Origin of the sequence: Brevundimonas subvibrioides ATCC 15264 (genome assembly GCF_000144605.1) — a bacterium.
GTDB lineage: Bacteria > Pseudomonadota > Alphaproteobacteria > Caulobacterales > Caulobacteraceae > Brevundimonas > Brevundimonas subvibrioides.
The window spans coordinates 1,160,527-1,174,108 of sequence record NC_014375.1; the positions used below are offsets into that span (position 1 = coordinate 1,160,527).

At 65.2% G+C, this 13,582-nt stretch carries 12 protein-coding genes; 7 read left to right on the top strand and 5 right to left on the bottom strand.

Annotation, left to right across the window (positions count from 1 at the left end):
- The first annotated feature begins 85 nt into the window (after window positions 1-85).
- Window positions 86-1,207 carry a hypothetical protein gene (locus BRESU_RS05750; RefSeq protein ID WP_156796116.1) on the top strand — a complete coding sequence of 374 codons (1,122 nt, stop codon included), beginning with the start codon at window positions 86-88 and terminating at the stop codon, window positions 1,205-1,207.
- A gap of 81 nt (window positions 1,208-1,288) precedes the next feature.
- Window positions 1,289-2,563 carry a hypothetical protein gene (locus tag BRESU_RS05755; protein ID WP_156796117.1) on the top strand — a complete coding sequence of 425 codons (1,275 nt, stop codon included), beginning with the start codon at window positions 1,289-1,291 and terminating at the stop codon, window positions 2,561-2,563.
- A 104-nt stretch (window positions 2,564-2,667) separates the two neighbouring features.
- On the opposite strand, the gene rfbB is transcribed toward BRESU_RS05755, so the two are convergent.
- Window positions 2,668-3,726, bottom strand: coding sequence for a dTDP-glucose 4,6-dehydratase (rfbB, locus tag BRESU_RS05760; protein ID WP_013268574.1), 1,059 nt, complete (start codon window positions 3,724-3,726; stop codon window positions 2,668-2,670).
- 11 nt (window positions 3,727-3,737) lie between these two features.
- Complete coding sequence (gene rfbC, locus BRESU_RS05765) at window positions 3,738-4,355, bottom strand: dTDP-4-dehydrorhamnose 3,5-epimerase (protein ID WP_013268575.1); 618 nt, start codon at window positions 4,353-4,355, stop codon at window positions 3,738-3,740.
- Between the two features lie 645 nt (window positions 4,356-5,000).
- On the opposite strand from rfbC, the gene BRESU_RS05770 reads away from it, so the two are divergent.
- The 3 genes from BRESU_RS05770 (at window position 5,001) to BRESU_RS05780 (ending at window position 8,852) form a co-directional block, all read left to right on the top strand.
- On the top strand, window positions 5,001-5,678 hold the full coding sequence (locus tag BRESU_RS05770; RefSeq protein ID WP_013268576.1) for a sugar transferase: 678 nt from the start codon (window positions 5,001-5,003) through the stop codon (window positions 5,676-5,678).
- A gap of 442 nt (window positions 5,679-6,120) precedes the next feature.
- A complete protein-coding gene (locus BRESU_RS05775; RefSeq protein WP_013268577.1) occupies window positions 6,121-7,563 on the top strand; it encodes a dicarboxylate/amino acid:cation symporter in 1,443 nt (480 codons plus the stop codon).
- A complete protein-coding gene (locus BRESU_RS05780; protein ID WP_013268578.1) occupies window positions 7,563-8,852 on the top strand; it encodes an MFS transporter in 1,290 nt (429 codons plus the stop codon). The genes BRESU_RS05775 and BRESU_RS05780 overlap by 1 nt, the downstream gene beginning before the upstream one ends.
- A 5-nt stretch (window positions 8,853-8,857) precedes the next feature.
- On the opposite strand, the gene BRESU_RS05785 is transcribed toward BRESU_RS05780, so the two are convergent.
- The 3 genes from BRESU_RS05785 to BRESU_RS05795 all read right to left on the bottom strand — a co-directional run bounded on the left by BRESU_RS05785 (window position 8,858) and on the right by BRESU_RS05795 (window position 11,643).
- Window positions 8,858-9,448 (bottom strand): class I SAM-dependent methyltransferase, encoded by a 591-nt coding sequence (locus BRESU_RS05785; RefSeq protein ID WP_050762473.1) that lies wholly within the window; start codon window positions 9,446-9,448, stop codon window positions 8,858-8,860.
- A gap of 67 nt (window positions 9,449-9,515) precedes the next feature.
- Complete coding sequence (locus BRESU_RS05790) at window positions 9,516-10,679, bottom strand: glycosyltransferase family 4 protein (RefSeq protein ID WP_013268580.1); 1,164 nt, start codon at window positions 10,677-10,679, stop codon at window positions 9,516-9,518.
- A 1-nt stretch (window position 10,680) separates the two neighbouring features.
- A complete protein-coding gene (locus BRESU_RS05795) occupies window positions 10,681-11,643 on the bottom strand; it encodes a glucosamine inositolphosphorylceramide transferase family protein (protein ID WP_013268581.1) in 963 nt (320 codons plus the stop codon).
- Window positions 11,644-11,896: 253 nt separating this feature from the next.
- Between BRESU_RS05795 and BRESU_RS05800 the strand changes: the two genes are divergently transcribed.
- Together BRESU_RS05800 and BRESU_RS16855 are read left to right on the top strand one after the other, a co-directional pair.
- Window positions 11,897-12,451 (top strand): RNA polymerase sigma factor, encoded by a 555-nt coding sequence (locus BRESU_RS05800; RefSeq protein ID WP_013268582.1) that lies wholly within the window; start codon window positions 11,897-11,899, stop codon window positions 12,449-12,451.
- A 97-nt stretch (window positions 12,452-12,548) separates the two neighbouring features.
- Entirely contained in the window at window positions 12,549-13,505 is a 957-nt protein-coding gene (locus tag BRESU_RS16855) for a FecR family protein (protein ID WP_013268583.1), read from the top strand.
- Window positions 13,506-13,582: the final 77 nt, after the last annotated feature.

A 13,582-nucleotide genomic window follows, 5' to 3' on the forward strand; every position in this document is an offset into this window, starting at 1 on the left:
AAGGAAGTACGGGGGTGTCGTCCTTGCGACAGCAATCTCCCAAGCGATCTCCGCCATTTCCCTGTTCGCCCTATCGCTGTTGGGCTTGGCTGTCTCCGACATCTATGCCGTCGGTCTTCAGGCTGGAAGCAGCGCATTCGCCGGCATTGTCAGCGGGGTTCTCTACACCCTGCTTGTCGGACGTCCGCGCTTCTCTAAGTGGCGAACGGCAGCGCTGCTATGTTCGATGGCATCCCTCATTATAACCTTTATCGCGGCTGTGACCTATCCGCAGCTCAGCGACGGCAATCATCTTGCCCTGGGTGTTTTTGGTGCCTGCGCAATCGGTGGAGCAGGTCTCGCTTATGCGGGCGTATTCGCGGTGCGGAAGGCTCTGGCGGGGAATGCCTACTGGCTGGTGGCCATCAGTGTCCCTGGTAGCCTGGGAATCCTTTTGGGGATTGCGCTGACGCGGCTGGTCTCGCTGCCTCCCATCGGTCTCGTCGCGCCCTCGCTACTATGGGCCGTAGCGAACCTATGTATGGCCGTCATCCTGCCGAGGACGCGCTTCGACGCGCTGCGGGTCGCCGCCGATGTCCAGCGGCCGGAAGCCCCTCGCACATTCGCGCTGCATGCTCTGGGTCTGGGCATCGGAGCGATAACCTCCACGTTGATACCCCCGCTGTACCTGAGCATAATGTCGAGCCTTGCAGCCGGCACGACGACCTTTCTGTTCCTGATTACCCGCATCGGTAATGCCGTCGTCGGGTTTGGCATCAATGCCGTTCTGATCAAGCGTTATCAGTGGGGAGAAGAACGCTCTTCGTGGATCCCGGCCGTTACCATTGCGATGGCCATTGGCCTTGTTTTGGTTTTTTGCGCCCAGCTGATTGCGAGAGTGTCGCCCGAAGGCCCCGCGGCGGATGTCGTCTTGGGTCTGGCCTGGATGCTAACCATTGGAGCTCCGCCCATCGCGCTGCGTGAAGTCAACGCTTTGAGGCTCCATCGAACGATTATCGGCAAAAGTGTCACGGACGTTTTGGTTAGCCTCGGGGCGTTTGTCATGCTCTCGCGAAGCCCCTCGGTTTCCAACTATCTTGCCGCCCTCATGTGCTCACAGTTCTTGACCGCCGCTTGGTGCGGCATTGGTCTCCGGACACGAGGCTTGGTCATCGTGTCGGTCGTTGGCTTGGCGTTGTGTATCTTGATGCTCGCCGGCGGGATATAGAGTCGTGGATCTCAATCGCCGAAGCTCACTTCTATGGTTCAATCATCACTACCTCGTATTCAGCCAGTATCGGGCAATCGTATGAAGTCGTTGGCATCAGATATGTCCAGGGGGAATAGGCTCGACCTGTTCGCCTGGGGCGCGCTTATAGCACTGACGGCCCATCTGATGATATTCGGGCGCCTTATCGAGCTCCTTCCAGGAGGGGAAGCCATCCGCGCAGTAGCGATCATAATCGTGCTTATGTGCGCCATATTGGGAATTGCAGGATGTTTTGTCAGAGGATACTTTTTTTCCGCCTTAGCATCCACGACCATTCTGGCTTCGATCTGGCTGTCCCTGGCTGTATACTCTTTCCGATTTGGTCAGCCGTTTGTTGTAACAGCCGGAGGCTTGTATTTTGCAGCCGGGCTACCTGCGCTGTTTTTGCTGGTCTATAAAAGTGGCCAGCTGCCGGCTGTGATCCACAAATTGTACATTCTAACGCTCATATATGGCGTGATTTACATTATCGCTGCATTGGCCATGCAGGCTGGAATACTGAGGATTACGCAGCAGACCTTTATCGCTATCGGTGCGGACGACCTGATAGGCAGGAAGGTGAGGCTTACCCTCGCAACGACCTATATCGTTTTCGGACTGATGTGGGCCCTTGCCGAGCTATTGCGCAAGCCGGGTCTGGCTCCCGCCGCTGCGCTGGCGCTCTTTGCGACGTGTCTTGTTCTTGCCGACAGCCGACTCATATCGGCGATCACGGTCGTCACTGCCATCGCATTTCTACTGACCAGAAGTTCTACGCTCGTGGCACGCGGAGCGCTGGCAGCCTTTGGCGTGATCATGGTTGTCTCGATGCTTGTGGCATTCAACCCCGACTTCGACCTTCTAAGCCCGATTGCTCGGGACACCTCCGAGCGTGTGCGCGCCCAATCATTCGATATCGCTCAAGCCAAGATTGGTGACTTCTGGCTTTTCGGCGCCGGCGTTCCCAGTGGCGGGGCTGGCTATGTCGCCATGACAAGCAGCCGGACATTCTATCCTTCGGATATTGGGCTGGTAGGGGTGGTGTTCGTCTATGGGGTGGGCGGAGTCATTTTTTACTGCCTGACTACAATCGCCGGATTGATCGCGATGGACCGCTTTGATCGGACGCCGTTCGTGGGTCCTGTTGGTCAAGCGCTAACACTCACTGCGAGCGCGATGGCGGTATGGAGCGTTTTCGCGCCAAGCTATGTCGGGGCCACGAGTGGTGCGCTTGGGGCGCTGTTCGTCGGATCATTCGTGGGGTGGATTTCGCAGCGACAGACGTCCCAGCTCCACCGAGTCACGCGTGAACCTGGCTATTCAGCCGCGGGCTAGAAATCATCCGCGCCGAGTGCCGGTGAACGACCGCGGGCCGAGCGATGGACTGCCGTTCGAGACCACCCTGGCCGGCACCGCCTGGAACCAGGATGTGTCCCGGCTCAGCCCACGGCGACGCCCAGACGTTGGGTCGCATAGCGAGCGTCCAGAATATCCTGCCACCACGTCTTATTTTCGAGGTACCAGGCAATCGTCTGCTCGATGCCCTGCTCGAAGGTCACCGACGGGGTCCAGCCCAGATCGTTGCGGATCTTGGACGCGTCGATGGCGTAGCGGTGGTCGTGGCCCGGGCGGTCTGCGACAAAGGTGATCTGGTCGGCGTAAGCCTTGCCGTCCGCCCTCGGCCTCAGGCGATCCAGGATCGTGCAGATCGCCGTCACGACCTCGATGTTCCTTCGCTCGGCGTTGCCGCCGACATTGTAGGTTTCACCCGGCGTACCGGTCTCGAATACGGCCTGAAGGGCGCGGGCGTGATCGTCGACGAACAGCCAGTCGCGCACATTGGAGCCATCGCCATAGACGGGCAGGGGCTCGCCGTTCAGTGCCCGGATGATGATGAGTGGGATGAGCTTTTCAGGGAAATGGTAGGGACCATAGTTGTTGGAACAGTTGGTCACCAAGACCGGCAGCCCATAGGTATGGCCCCAGGCGCGAACCAGGTGATCCGATCCCGCCTTGGAAGCCGAATAGGGCGAGCGCGGATCATAGGGCGTGGTCTCGGTGAAGAAACCATCTTCGCCGAGCGAGCCGAACACCTCGTCGGTCGAGATATGATGGAACCGAAACGCGGCCTTCTCGACATCGGGCAGACCGCGCCAATAGCCCAGCGTCTGGTTCAGCATGACGAAGGTGCCGACCAGATTGGTCTGCACGAATGCGCCCGGGCCGTCGATCGAGCGATCGACATGGCTTTCAGCCGCCAGGTGCGCGACGACGTCAGGACGAAAGTCCTTCAATGCTTTTGCGACGGCGTCGGGATCGCAGATGTCGGCCTGCACGAAGGCATAGCGGTCGCTGGCAGCGACCGGCTCAAGGGAGCTCAGCACACCGGCATAGGTCAGCTTGTCGAAGACCAGGACCTCATGATCGGAATGTTCGATCAACCGTCGGACCAGGGCCGAGCCGATGAAACCGGCACCGCCAGTGACCAGGATGCGCATGATCGTCTCCGTCAGAGGGGGGGCAGCGGCTCAAGCGGCCGACCGTCATAGTCAAAAGGACTGTCGAAGTCGGCCAGTCGCGGCAACTGCCGGTCCTTTTCGGAAAGCAAGGGCCCCGAAGGCGGAAGGGACCATTCAATCCCGATGTCCGGGTCATCCCAAACGATCCCGCCATCGCAATCGGCAGCGTATACCGCGTTGACCTTGTACACGACCTCCGTCCGGGGCTCTAGCGTGACGAAGGCGTGGCCGTAGCCCACAGGGACATACAGCTGTAAGCCGTTGTCAGCCGTCAGCTCTGCCGACACCCAATCGCCGTAGGTAGGCGAGCCCCGCCGAAGGTCCACTGCATAGTCCATGATCCGACCCCGCAAGCAGCGGACCAGCTTCGCCTGGGCAAATGGCGGTCGTTGGAAATGAATGCCTCGCACGGTGCCGGGAGCGATCGAAAGGGACTGATTGTCCTGCACGAACCTGTCGGAGACGCCGCGGTCCGCCAGGGCACGCTCTGAATAGGTTTCCGTGAACCAGCCTCGATCGTCGCCGAACCGACGGCTTTCGTACAGGAACGGTGAGGATGGTTGTTGCAAGCCCGACCTCTGAGACATGGACTCGGGGATGAACGCCATACATGCGCTCGACCCCCGTCGGCGAAGAGCTCTACCTTGAAGTCAGGCCGGCGTATATTGCAATGCACAAGGCAGGGGGTTTTTCGATTGGGCGGCTTTCGTTTGCGAACGAGCCTTCCACGTCGACATCGCCTCGATCAGGATGCGACGGGTTAAGTCGCTGACGATCGTGGCCATTGACCGCACGAGCAAGTTCGCTTTCGTCTAACGGCGCTGGGACAGCGAAGCCTCGGGCCCCGATCAGGAGCAGCGAGAGCTTGGCACGCCGCTCAAATCAGGCGGCGACCCTCATCAGCCATGAAATCAAGGCTATCCATGTGGCCAGCGAGCACGCACCGGCCAAGGCATAAGCCACCACTCGAGGAGGCGCGGCTCGCTTGGCATGCGAGACAGAGCGACGCCTGGCGGCCGAACTGAAACCAGCGGAGACGGGAGGGGTGAAGGCCATGGCGCAACCATCGCGCAACGATCTCAGCGATCGATGAACACGCGCGGTTAACAACGCACGTCACAAGCGTAACTGTTGCGGTTTGGCTACTAGGTTTCCAACGGCAAAGTAACGCCGGTCGATTTCTGTTGCGCTGCGGCAGCGCTCGCGGTTTACCTCTCGTTAAGGGCTCTGTCAGGCCTGGTGGGGGCTCGGGGATGTTCGACAGCTATCACGAGCGCCGCCCCGTAGTGGCGGACTCCAGCGCAGGCGGCGGCTGGTTTCCCATGGTTCGGCGTACACCGGTGTGCGGCTCGCTCAAGCGGGCCTTCGACATCGTGGTGGCCACTGCAATCCTGGTCCTCCTGGCCTGGGCCTATGCCTTCATCGCCCTCGCCATCGTGGTGGAGACGCGCGGTCCGGTCTTGTTCCGCCAGCGGCGCACGGGCCTGAACGGCAAGATCTTCACCATCTACAAGTTCCGCAGCATGTTCGTCGCCGAGGACGGCGACACCATCGTTCATGCCACGCGCGCCGATGCCCGCATCACCCGGGTCGGAGCCTTCATTCGCGAAACCAGCCTCGATGAGCTGCCACAGCTGCTGAATGTGATCCGGGGCGACATGTCACTGGTGGGCCCGCGACCGCACGCGGTGGCGCATGACCTCCACTACGGCGCGCTGATCCCTCAATACAGTGACCGTTTCGCCGTCCGCCCCGGTCTGACGGGTCTGGCTCAGGTCCAGGGCCATCGGGGCGAGATCCATCAGCTGGAGTGCATGTCGCGACGGGTCTCGGCCGACGTCGACTATGCCAAGGGGTGGTCGTTCCCCGACGACCTGGCGATCATCTTGCGGACCTTGCCGGTTCTCATATCCCGGACCAACGCCTATTGAATGGGCGGCCCGCCTGGCCTGGTTGGCCTCAGCTGTTGATCGTCGTTTTTGGGGCACGGATGCCAGAGCCGTCTTCCGATCGGGCGGCATCGACCGCATAAATCATCACGGCGGCCGCTTCGCGTTGCGCGCGTTGCTCAGCTGAAACCACCACAGTCACAGCGATCCGGTCCTGCAGCCTCAGTCGTGTCCGTTCCCACGAGAAGGAAGCGTCGTGTCAGGCCTCGGCAAGCGGGATGCTTGGGCCGGTTACCAGCCGGAGATCCACCTCGCCCACGGCATTCCCCGCCTTGCGGCGTGGTGGCAAAGCGGGATCGGCAGCAATGGAGCGCCCTGGCCTGGCACCGGGCGGAGCTGACGCGAGGCTGATCTTTCTGCGGAAGAGCATGGCGCTTTCGCCACGGATCGTGTTCCAAAAGGGTCAGACGATCAGGAGACCCCCTTGGCACGACCCATCCCGGACGCCGCGTCCCCGGTGAAACGCGTTCGCAAGCCACGGGCCAGCGCCGCCGCGACGCCGCCGCCCTCGCCCTCCCAGCCAGCGCCACCTGCAGCCCCTGTCCCGCCACGCGCCTGGTACCGCCACCTGTATGTTCAGGTTCTGGGCGCGATCCTGCTGGGGGGTCTGATCGGCCATTTCTTCCCGGCGTTCGGCGAGAGCCTGAAGCCGCTGGGCGATGGCTTCATCAAGCTGGTCAAGATGGTGATCGCCCCGGTGATCTTCCTGACCATCGTCACCGGCATCGCCGGCATGCGCGATCTGGGCCGGGTCGGCCGGGTGGCGGCCAAGGCCTTCGGCTATTTCCTGGTGTTCTCGACCCTGGCCCTGATCGTGGGTCTGGTGGTCGGCAATCTGGTCCAGCCAGGCCGGGGCCTGAACATCGATCCGGCCAGCCTGGATCCGGCCGCCGTGGCCCAGTATTCGACCGCCGCCCACGAGACGACGATCATCGGTTTCCTGCTGGGCGTCATCCCCGACACCTTCGTCAGCGCCTTCTCGACCGGCAACATCCTGCAGGTGCTGTTCGTCTCGGTGCTGTTCGGCATCGCCCTGGCCGGCGTCGGCGACGCGGGCAAGCCGGTCCTGACCTTCCTCGAGGCCGTCTCGAGCGCCTTCTTCAAGCTGGTCGCCATCGTCATGAAGGCCGCGCCGATCGGGGCGTTCGGGGCCTTCGCCTTCACCATCGGGGCCTACGGGATCGCCACGGTCGCCAATCTGATCGCGCTTGTCGCCACCTTCTATCTGACCGCCGCCATCTTCGTGATCGGGGTGCTGGGTCTGGTCGGGGTCGCCAACGGCTTCTCGATCTTCAAGCTGATCCGCTATCTGAAGGAGGAACTGCTGCTGGTGCTCGGCACCTCTTCGTCGGAAGCCGCCCTGCCCAGCCTGCTGCAGAAGATGGAGCGGGCCGGGGCGTCCAAGTCGGTGGTCGGGCTGGTCGTGCCGACCGGCTATTCGTTCAATCTGGACGGCACCAACATCTACATGACCATGGCGGCCCTGTTCATCGCCCAGGCGCTGAACATCGACCTGAGCCTGCAGGACCAGATCCTGCTGCTGCTGGTGGCCATGCTGAGCTCCAAGGGGGCGGCGGGCATCACGGGCGCAGGCTTCATCACCCTGGCGGCGACGCTGGCGGTGGTCCCCTCGGTGCCGATCGCGGGCATGGCGCTGATCCTCGGCATCGACCGGTTCATGAGCGAATGCCGGGCCCTGACCAACTTCATCGGCAATGCGGTGGCCACCCTGGTGGTCGCGCGCTGGGAGGGCGAGCTGGACCGCGACGCCCTGCGCGAGGCCCTCGACGGCCAACCCCGCGCCCTGGCCGCCGTGCCCGATCCGGCCGCCGGTCCGGGGGACGATCTGGTGGTGGCGAAAGACTGATGGCCGACACCGTTCCTCATGTCACGCGGCCCATGTCGCGCGGGTCGATGGCCATCGCGGCCTTCTCGACTGTGGTCGAATGGTACGACTTCACCCTCTATCTTTATCTGGCCACCGTCCTTTCGCGGGTCTTCTTCGGGGGCGGAGAGGGTTCGCTGCTGGTCACCCTGGGCGGCTTCGCCGTGGCCTATCTGATGCGTCCGATCGGGGCGCTGGTGTTCGGCCATATCGGCGACCGGCTGGGCCGACGGCGCGCCCTGCTGCTGTCGGTCGCCCTGATGACGGCGGCCATGCTGGCGACGGCGATCCTGCCCACCTATGCCCAGATCGGCCCGGCGGCCGGTCTCCTGCTGCTCCTGATCCGCTGCGTCATGGGGTTCTCGGTCGGTGGCGAATACACCGGCGTCGTCGCGTATCTGCTGGAAGGCGCACCGACGCATCGCCGCGGCCTGATCGCCTCGTCGGCGTCCGCCGCCAGCGAGATCGGGGCCCTGCTGGCCGTGGGCGTCTCGGCCCTGACGGTCCACCTTCTCAGCCCGGTGGACCTCGATGGCTGGGGTTGGCGGATTCCCTTCCTGGTCGGGGCGGCCCTGGCGGGCAGCGTCTGGATCGCGCGGTCGACGATGCAGGAGTCTCCGGATTTCGAGCGCCAAAAGGCGGAAGGCACCGTGCCGACCCGACCGATCCTGCACACCCTGACCCACCACCGGGTCGGCATCGCGCGGGCCTTCGCCATCTCCGCCCTCGGGTCGATCACCTACTATGTCGGCATCACCTATGTGCCGGCCTTCCTGACCTCGGTCGGAGCGTTCGGGGAGACCGAGGCGCTTTGGCTGGCGACCATCGCGGCGGTCGTGGTCATCGCCGTGACGCCTTTGGCGGGCATGCTTTCGGACCGGATCGGCAGAAAGCCCGTACTGATCGGTCTGGCTGTGTGTGCCGCTGTCCTGCCCATGACGATGTTCGCCCTGATGGGAGAGGGTTCGACCGCACGGGCGCTGCTGGGGGCGGTCGTTCTGGCTGGCGTCGCAGGCGGGGTCAGCGCCGTGGGGGCCGTGGCGACGGCCGAGCAGTTTCCAGGGGAAGGGCGCCTGACCGGGCTGGCGCTGGGGGCGACGGCTGCGACGGCCGTCTTCGGCGGCTTTACGCCCTGGGTGGCCGAACTTCTGGTCGCGCGGACGGGGTGGGACGTAGCACCCGGGGCCCTGATCGCGCTCGTCGCGCTGGCCGTCGTGCCCATCTTCTGGCTGTCGCCCGAGACCGCGCCCCGGAGGTCCAGCCCCGGCTGAACCGATCAGGATGTCGGGCCGACGCGCACCATCAGGTCGTACACGTGATCGACGGTATCGAACTGCACGCGTTCCGGATGACCCGCATAGGGCTCCGACCGAAAGGCGCGGGTCAGTCCGGCCGCGACCGGATCGTCGATGCGCCCGGTGTTCCAGCCCAGCAGCAGGCGTCCGCCGGGCCGCAGGATAGCCGCGATCCCGTCGAGCGTGCGCCTTTGCTGGTCGGGCGCATCGACCCCATGGCCCAGGACGCCGTTGCACAGGACAGCGTCGAACGTCATGTCGCCGAAGACCGTGTCCAGGTCGCAGGCGTCGCCCGTCCGGTGGCGCCCGGCGATCCCCCAACGGGCCGCGCGGGGGTCGATGTCCGTGGTCCACAGCTCGGCCCCCTGCGCCTGCAGCGGCGCATGGTCCTCGAGATTATAGGCGCGGACCCCGACCGCCAGGATGCGCCCGCCGTCGGCGGCGAAGGCGGGGATATAGGCCTGGGCCATCAGCACGCGGTCGGGCAGGCCGACGATCGCATTGGCCCCGCGCGACCGGATCCGCGGCGCGGCCTTGTCCCCGAACAACAGTCTGGCCAGAAAAGGCGGCATAGCCACGTCTTTGCTCCCGTTTCGGGGCCCAGTTCAAGGCCAACCGCGGCGGCCCGCGGGGAGGGCGTCAGTTCGCGACGGGGGTCTCGCGCGGGCGCGAGAGCAGGCCGGCCATGAGGTCCCCAAGTCGGGGTTTGGGCCCGGGCCCGATCGTCATCGTCCGATCGACCAGACGTTCGCGCAGATCGTCCAGCCGGCCGGACCACAGGCCGGGCGCATAGTCGGTCTCGACCCGGGCCTGCGCCGCCCGCGCCATTCGCAGACGAAGCTTCGGCTGATCGATCAGCGCTTTCATGGCCTCGGCCATTCCGCCGACGTCGTCGGGATCACTGTACAGGGCGTGCTCGCCGCTGGCCTCGGTAAGCCCTCCGCGTCCGGACGAGATGAGGGCCGCCCCGGCCGCATGGGCTTCCAGCGCCGTCAGGCCAAGGGCCTCGGCCACCCGCGACGGCGTCACGGCGATGGCGGCGCGACGGGTCACCGACCGCACCCTGTCCATGCCGGCCGAGGCATGGACCTCGACGCGATCGCCGAACCGCGCCAGCGCCGCGACGTGAGGCGCGGCCCAGTCCGCATGCCGGTCCCAGTCGCCCAAAAGCAGGGCCCCGCGCCAGTCGGGGCGTTCGTCCAGCACCTGGCCCAGGGCGGCGCAGAAGCTGTCCAGACCCTTTTCGGCCATGGCGCGACCCGAAAACAGGATCAGGTTCTCGCGCGGACCCGCCGGGTTCTTCCATCCGGCCATGTCCAGCGGGTTGCAGACCACCGATGCGCGGTTGGCCAGCGATGGATAGTCCGCGGCGAACTCGCGCTCTGCCGCCGCGCTGACGAAGATCAGGCGGTCGAACGCGGACAGTCGATGCCGGTAGCGATAGCGATCGAGCGGGTTCGTCGGCGGCTTGATGCGGGTGTGGCGGTGCAGCACGTTGATCCGGTCCGGGAACCGGCGGGCCAGCAGCTCGGCCGGGCCGAGTTGCTGATGATATTCGATGATCTCCGGATCGAAGGCCGCGATGGCGCGGGCGACGGCTTCGGTGCGGGCTTTGCGCCCCAGGTCGGCGGGTACGGTCAGCAGGTCCAGATGCGGGACGGGCGCGGTCCCCTCGTCGCAGATGATCTTCAGCGAGCCCTTCCAGCGGCTGCTTTCCGCCAGGGTGCGGGCGACGGTCTCCATGGAGTTCGCCCTGTCGAGCGACATGGCGCACCCACGGGGCATGACGACGGCGACGCGCATCTCAGGCGGCTCCAGCGACGAGGGAGGAAGGGAATTTCGGCCCGGAGGACCGCAGCGCGGCCCGACCCGGCCTGTTCAGGCCCAGCAGTCGGCGCACCTTGAACTGGGCCTTGATCCACCCCTCGGCGGGGGAGGTGCGGATGGATTTCACGTCGATGCAGGCGACCGTGTCGTCCCCCGACAGGGTGTGCAGGCCGTCGCCATATCCAGTCAGGATACCGCCGGGCTCAAACCGCTTCACGACCGTGGCCCCGAAGGCCTCCGGGGTCAGGGTGTCGATACGCATCAGATTGATGGCAGCGCCATAGGTGTGCGCGCAGTCCTGGATCGGCAGATGCAGGTGACCATCGGCCTCGAACACCGTGCCGCCCGGCCGACCCTTGTCGAAACCGCTGGCGACCGGGTTGGCCGGGTGCGACGTCCACGGTCCGGTCAGGGCGTCGGCATGGGCCACGTGCAGTTCGCGCATGGCGCGGTCGCCGGGGCCGGGAAGGGCATGGAACATCCACCACCGGCCGCCGTGACGCACCACCGAGGCATCGATGGCCGGTACCGGCATGATGGGCTCGGGCAGCCTCTCCCAGCGGTCTGGAAAGCGCACGCAGCGATACAGGTTCAGCGACCCGCTCTTGTGCCCCTCGGGCAGCATATACAGGTCGTCGCCGTCGGCGATCAGGCAGGGGTAGGACAGGTGGAACGGCTCGGCCAGAGCCTGACCCTGGCCGACCAGCCGGTCCCCCTCGTCATACTGGAAGTAATGGATCTCCCCGCGACGGGTGCGATAGTCGAAGGCCTCGACGAAGACCGTGACGCGACCGTCGCGCAGGATCGCGAACGGATCGGCGACATAACGGAACCCCGCCGGATCGTCGGGCAGCCACACGATCTCGTCCGCCGTGGGACCCGACGCCGCCACGCTGGTCAGCGACCGGCGCACGAAGCCCGAACGCCACAGGTCAAACATCGTGCGAGATCCCCCGCGCGAGTGTGCTGTTCGACGGGTCATGGAGACGGCCGTGACGCAAACGCTAACCCCCGCCGCCTTGAAGGCGGTCTGAAGGTGAGACGCCTCCGGTGCGGCTTAACCTCACCGGTCTGCCGGAGCCGGAGAGCGCCGCAGGGTCATATCGACGGGAATCCAGCGGGTTGCGCGTACTTGCGTGGCCCACGCGCACGCGGCATTAACCGCCCATGTTCATCGTGCAGGCCGTCCGACCGTGGTCGCCGCGCCCTTGGGAACAAAAGATTTGGCCGCCGAGCCCGAGCATGTCCTGATCCCGGTCTATCTGGAACAGCGCGATGCCCTGGCCCGTTTTCTGCGCGCCCGCCTCGGCAGCGACACCGACATCGAGGACCTGCTTCAGGATCTGTATCTGAAGATCGTGTCCCTGGACCCCGACTACGCGGTCACTGAACCCCGCGCCTTCCTGTATCGGCTGGCCTCGAACCTGCTCCTGGACCGGGCCAGATCGGGCCGCCGCGCCCGTGTCAGGGACACGGCCTGGAGACAGGTCGCCCATCACAGCGAGGGGGCCGAAGACGTCAACGACAGCCCCTCGGCGGAAACGGCGGTCATGGATCGCCAGCGCTTGCGGGGTCTTCTCACAACCCTGGACACACTGCCGGAGCGGACACGATCGATCTTCCGCATGCACAAGTTCGACGGGCTCAGCTATGCCGAAGTGGCTGCGACACTTGGCATCTCGCGCAGTTCGGTTGAAAAACACATGATGGAAGCGTTGCGGCGGCTGGCGTCGGGGCGCGGAGCATGATGTCGATGCTCGCCGATGCAAACTCTGGAGGTTGCCGCTGTGCGGTGACGTCCTACCAACGAACGCCATCCGGCCGTCTCCCCAGCCCACGGCACCCATGACCGACGTCTCCGTCCACGACCAGGCTATCCGGTGGTTCGTCGCCCTTCGCGACGAGTCCGCCGACGAAGGCCAGTGGCTGGCCTTCCAGGGCTGGCTGGAAGCCGACGCGGATCATCCGCGCGCATATGATGCCGTCGAACGGATGTGGCTGGATCTCGACGAGGCTGAGGCCGCGCCGGACGTTGTCGCGCCGTCGCCGTCCCCCCGTCGGGCCCGCCCGTCCGGACGCCCGTCCGTCACGCGACGCCTGGTCCCGGCGTTCGCCATCGCGGCCTCGCTGGTGCTGGCCGCGGGCTTGTGGCTGAACCTGTCCGGCCGGCCGCAGACCTTCGTCACCACCGATGCGACGCGCGTGGTGGTGCTGGACGACGGATCCAGCGTGCATCTCAATCGTCACAGCCGGATGTCGGTGCGCATGACGGACGACCAGCGCATGGTCACCCTGGACGAGGGCGAAGCCGCTTTCGACGTGGTGCACCGGCCGGACCGTCCCTTCGTCGTGCGGTCCGGCGAGCAGTCCGTGCGGGTGCTGGGAACAGCCTTCGATGTCCTGAGCCACAAGGGCCGCTACCGCGTCGCGGTCCAGCGCGGTGCCGTGGCCGTCGATGCAGGGGCGGGGCATGACGACACCCGGCTGCGAGCCGGACAGTCGATCGAGCGTGTGGGGCTGGCGCCGCCGGTGCTGTCCACGATATCGCCGGACGCCGCGACGAGCTGGACCCAGGGTACGCTTATCTACCGCAATGCGTCTCTTTCGACCGTCGCCGACGACCTGTCGCGTTATCTCGACAAGCCTGTTATCGTTGGTGATCCTGCAAAACGCGTGATGTTCACCGGGGTGCTGCAGGTCGGAGACGAGGCGACGATGGCGAGGCAGCTGGAGGATCTTCTACCGATCCGCGTCAGCCGGTCCTCGACCGAGGTCCGCCTGACCGCGCGTGGCGAGGGCTGAGGGCAGGGGTGCACGCCCGATCGCCCGGGTTTTCGGTCTCACCGTCCTCCTGACCGCATCGGTCGCAGGGCCGGTGT

Bases quoted from the DNA above. Each gene is read 5' to 3' on its own strand.
- BRESU_RS05755 (WP_156796117.1), top strand. From the start codon at position 1,289: ATGAAGTCGTTGGCATCAGATATGTCCAGGGGGAATAGGCTCGACCTG.
- rfbB (WP_013268574.1), bottom strand. From the start codon at position 3,726: ATGCGCATCCTGGTCACTGGCGGTGCCGGTTTCATCGGCTCGGCCCTG.
- rfbC (WP_013268575.1), bottom strand. From the start codon at position 4,355: ATGGCGTTCATCCCCGAGTCCATGTCTCAGAGGTCGGGCTTGCAACAA.
- BRESU_RS05770 (WP_013268576.1), top strand. From the start codon at position 5,001: ATGTTCGACAGCTATCACGAGCGCCGCCCCGTAGTGGCGGACTCCAGC.
- BRESU_RS05780 (WP_013268578.1), top strand. From the start codon at position 7,563: ATGGCCGACACCGTTCCTCATGTCACGCGGCCCATGTCGCGCGGGTCG.
- BRESU_RS05785 (WP_050762473.1), bottom strand. From the start codon at position 9,448: ATGCCGCCTTTTCTGGCCAGACTGTTGTTCGGGGACAAGGCCGCGCCG.
- BRESU_RS05790 (WP_013268580.1), bottom strand. From the start codon at position 10,679: ATGCGCGTCGCCGTCGTCATGCCCCGTGGGTGCGCCATGTCGCTCGAC.
- BRESU_RS05795 (WP_013268581.1), bottom strand. From the start codon at position 11,643: ATGTTTGACCTGTGGCGTTCGGGCTTCGTGCGCCGGTCGCTGACCAGC.
- BRESU_RS16855 (WP_013268583.1), top strand. From the start codon at position 12,549: ATGACCGACGTCTCCGTCCACGACCAGGCTATCCGGTGGTTCGTCGCC.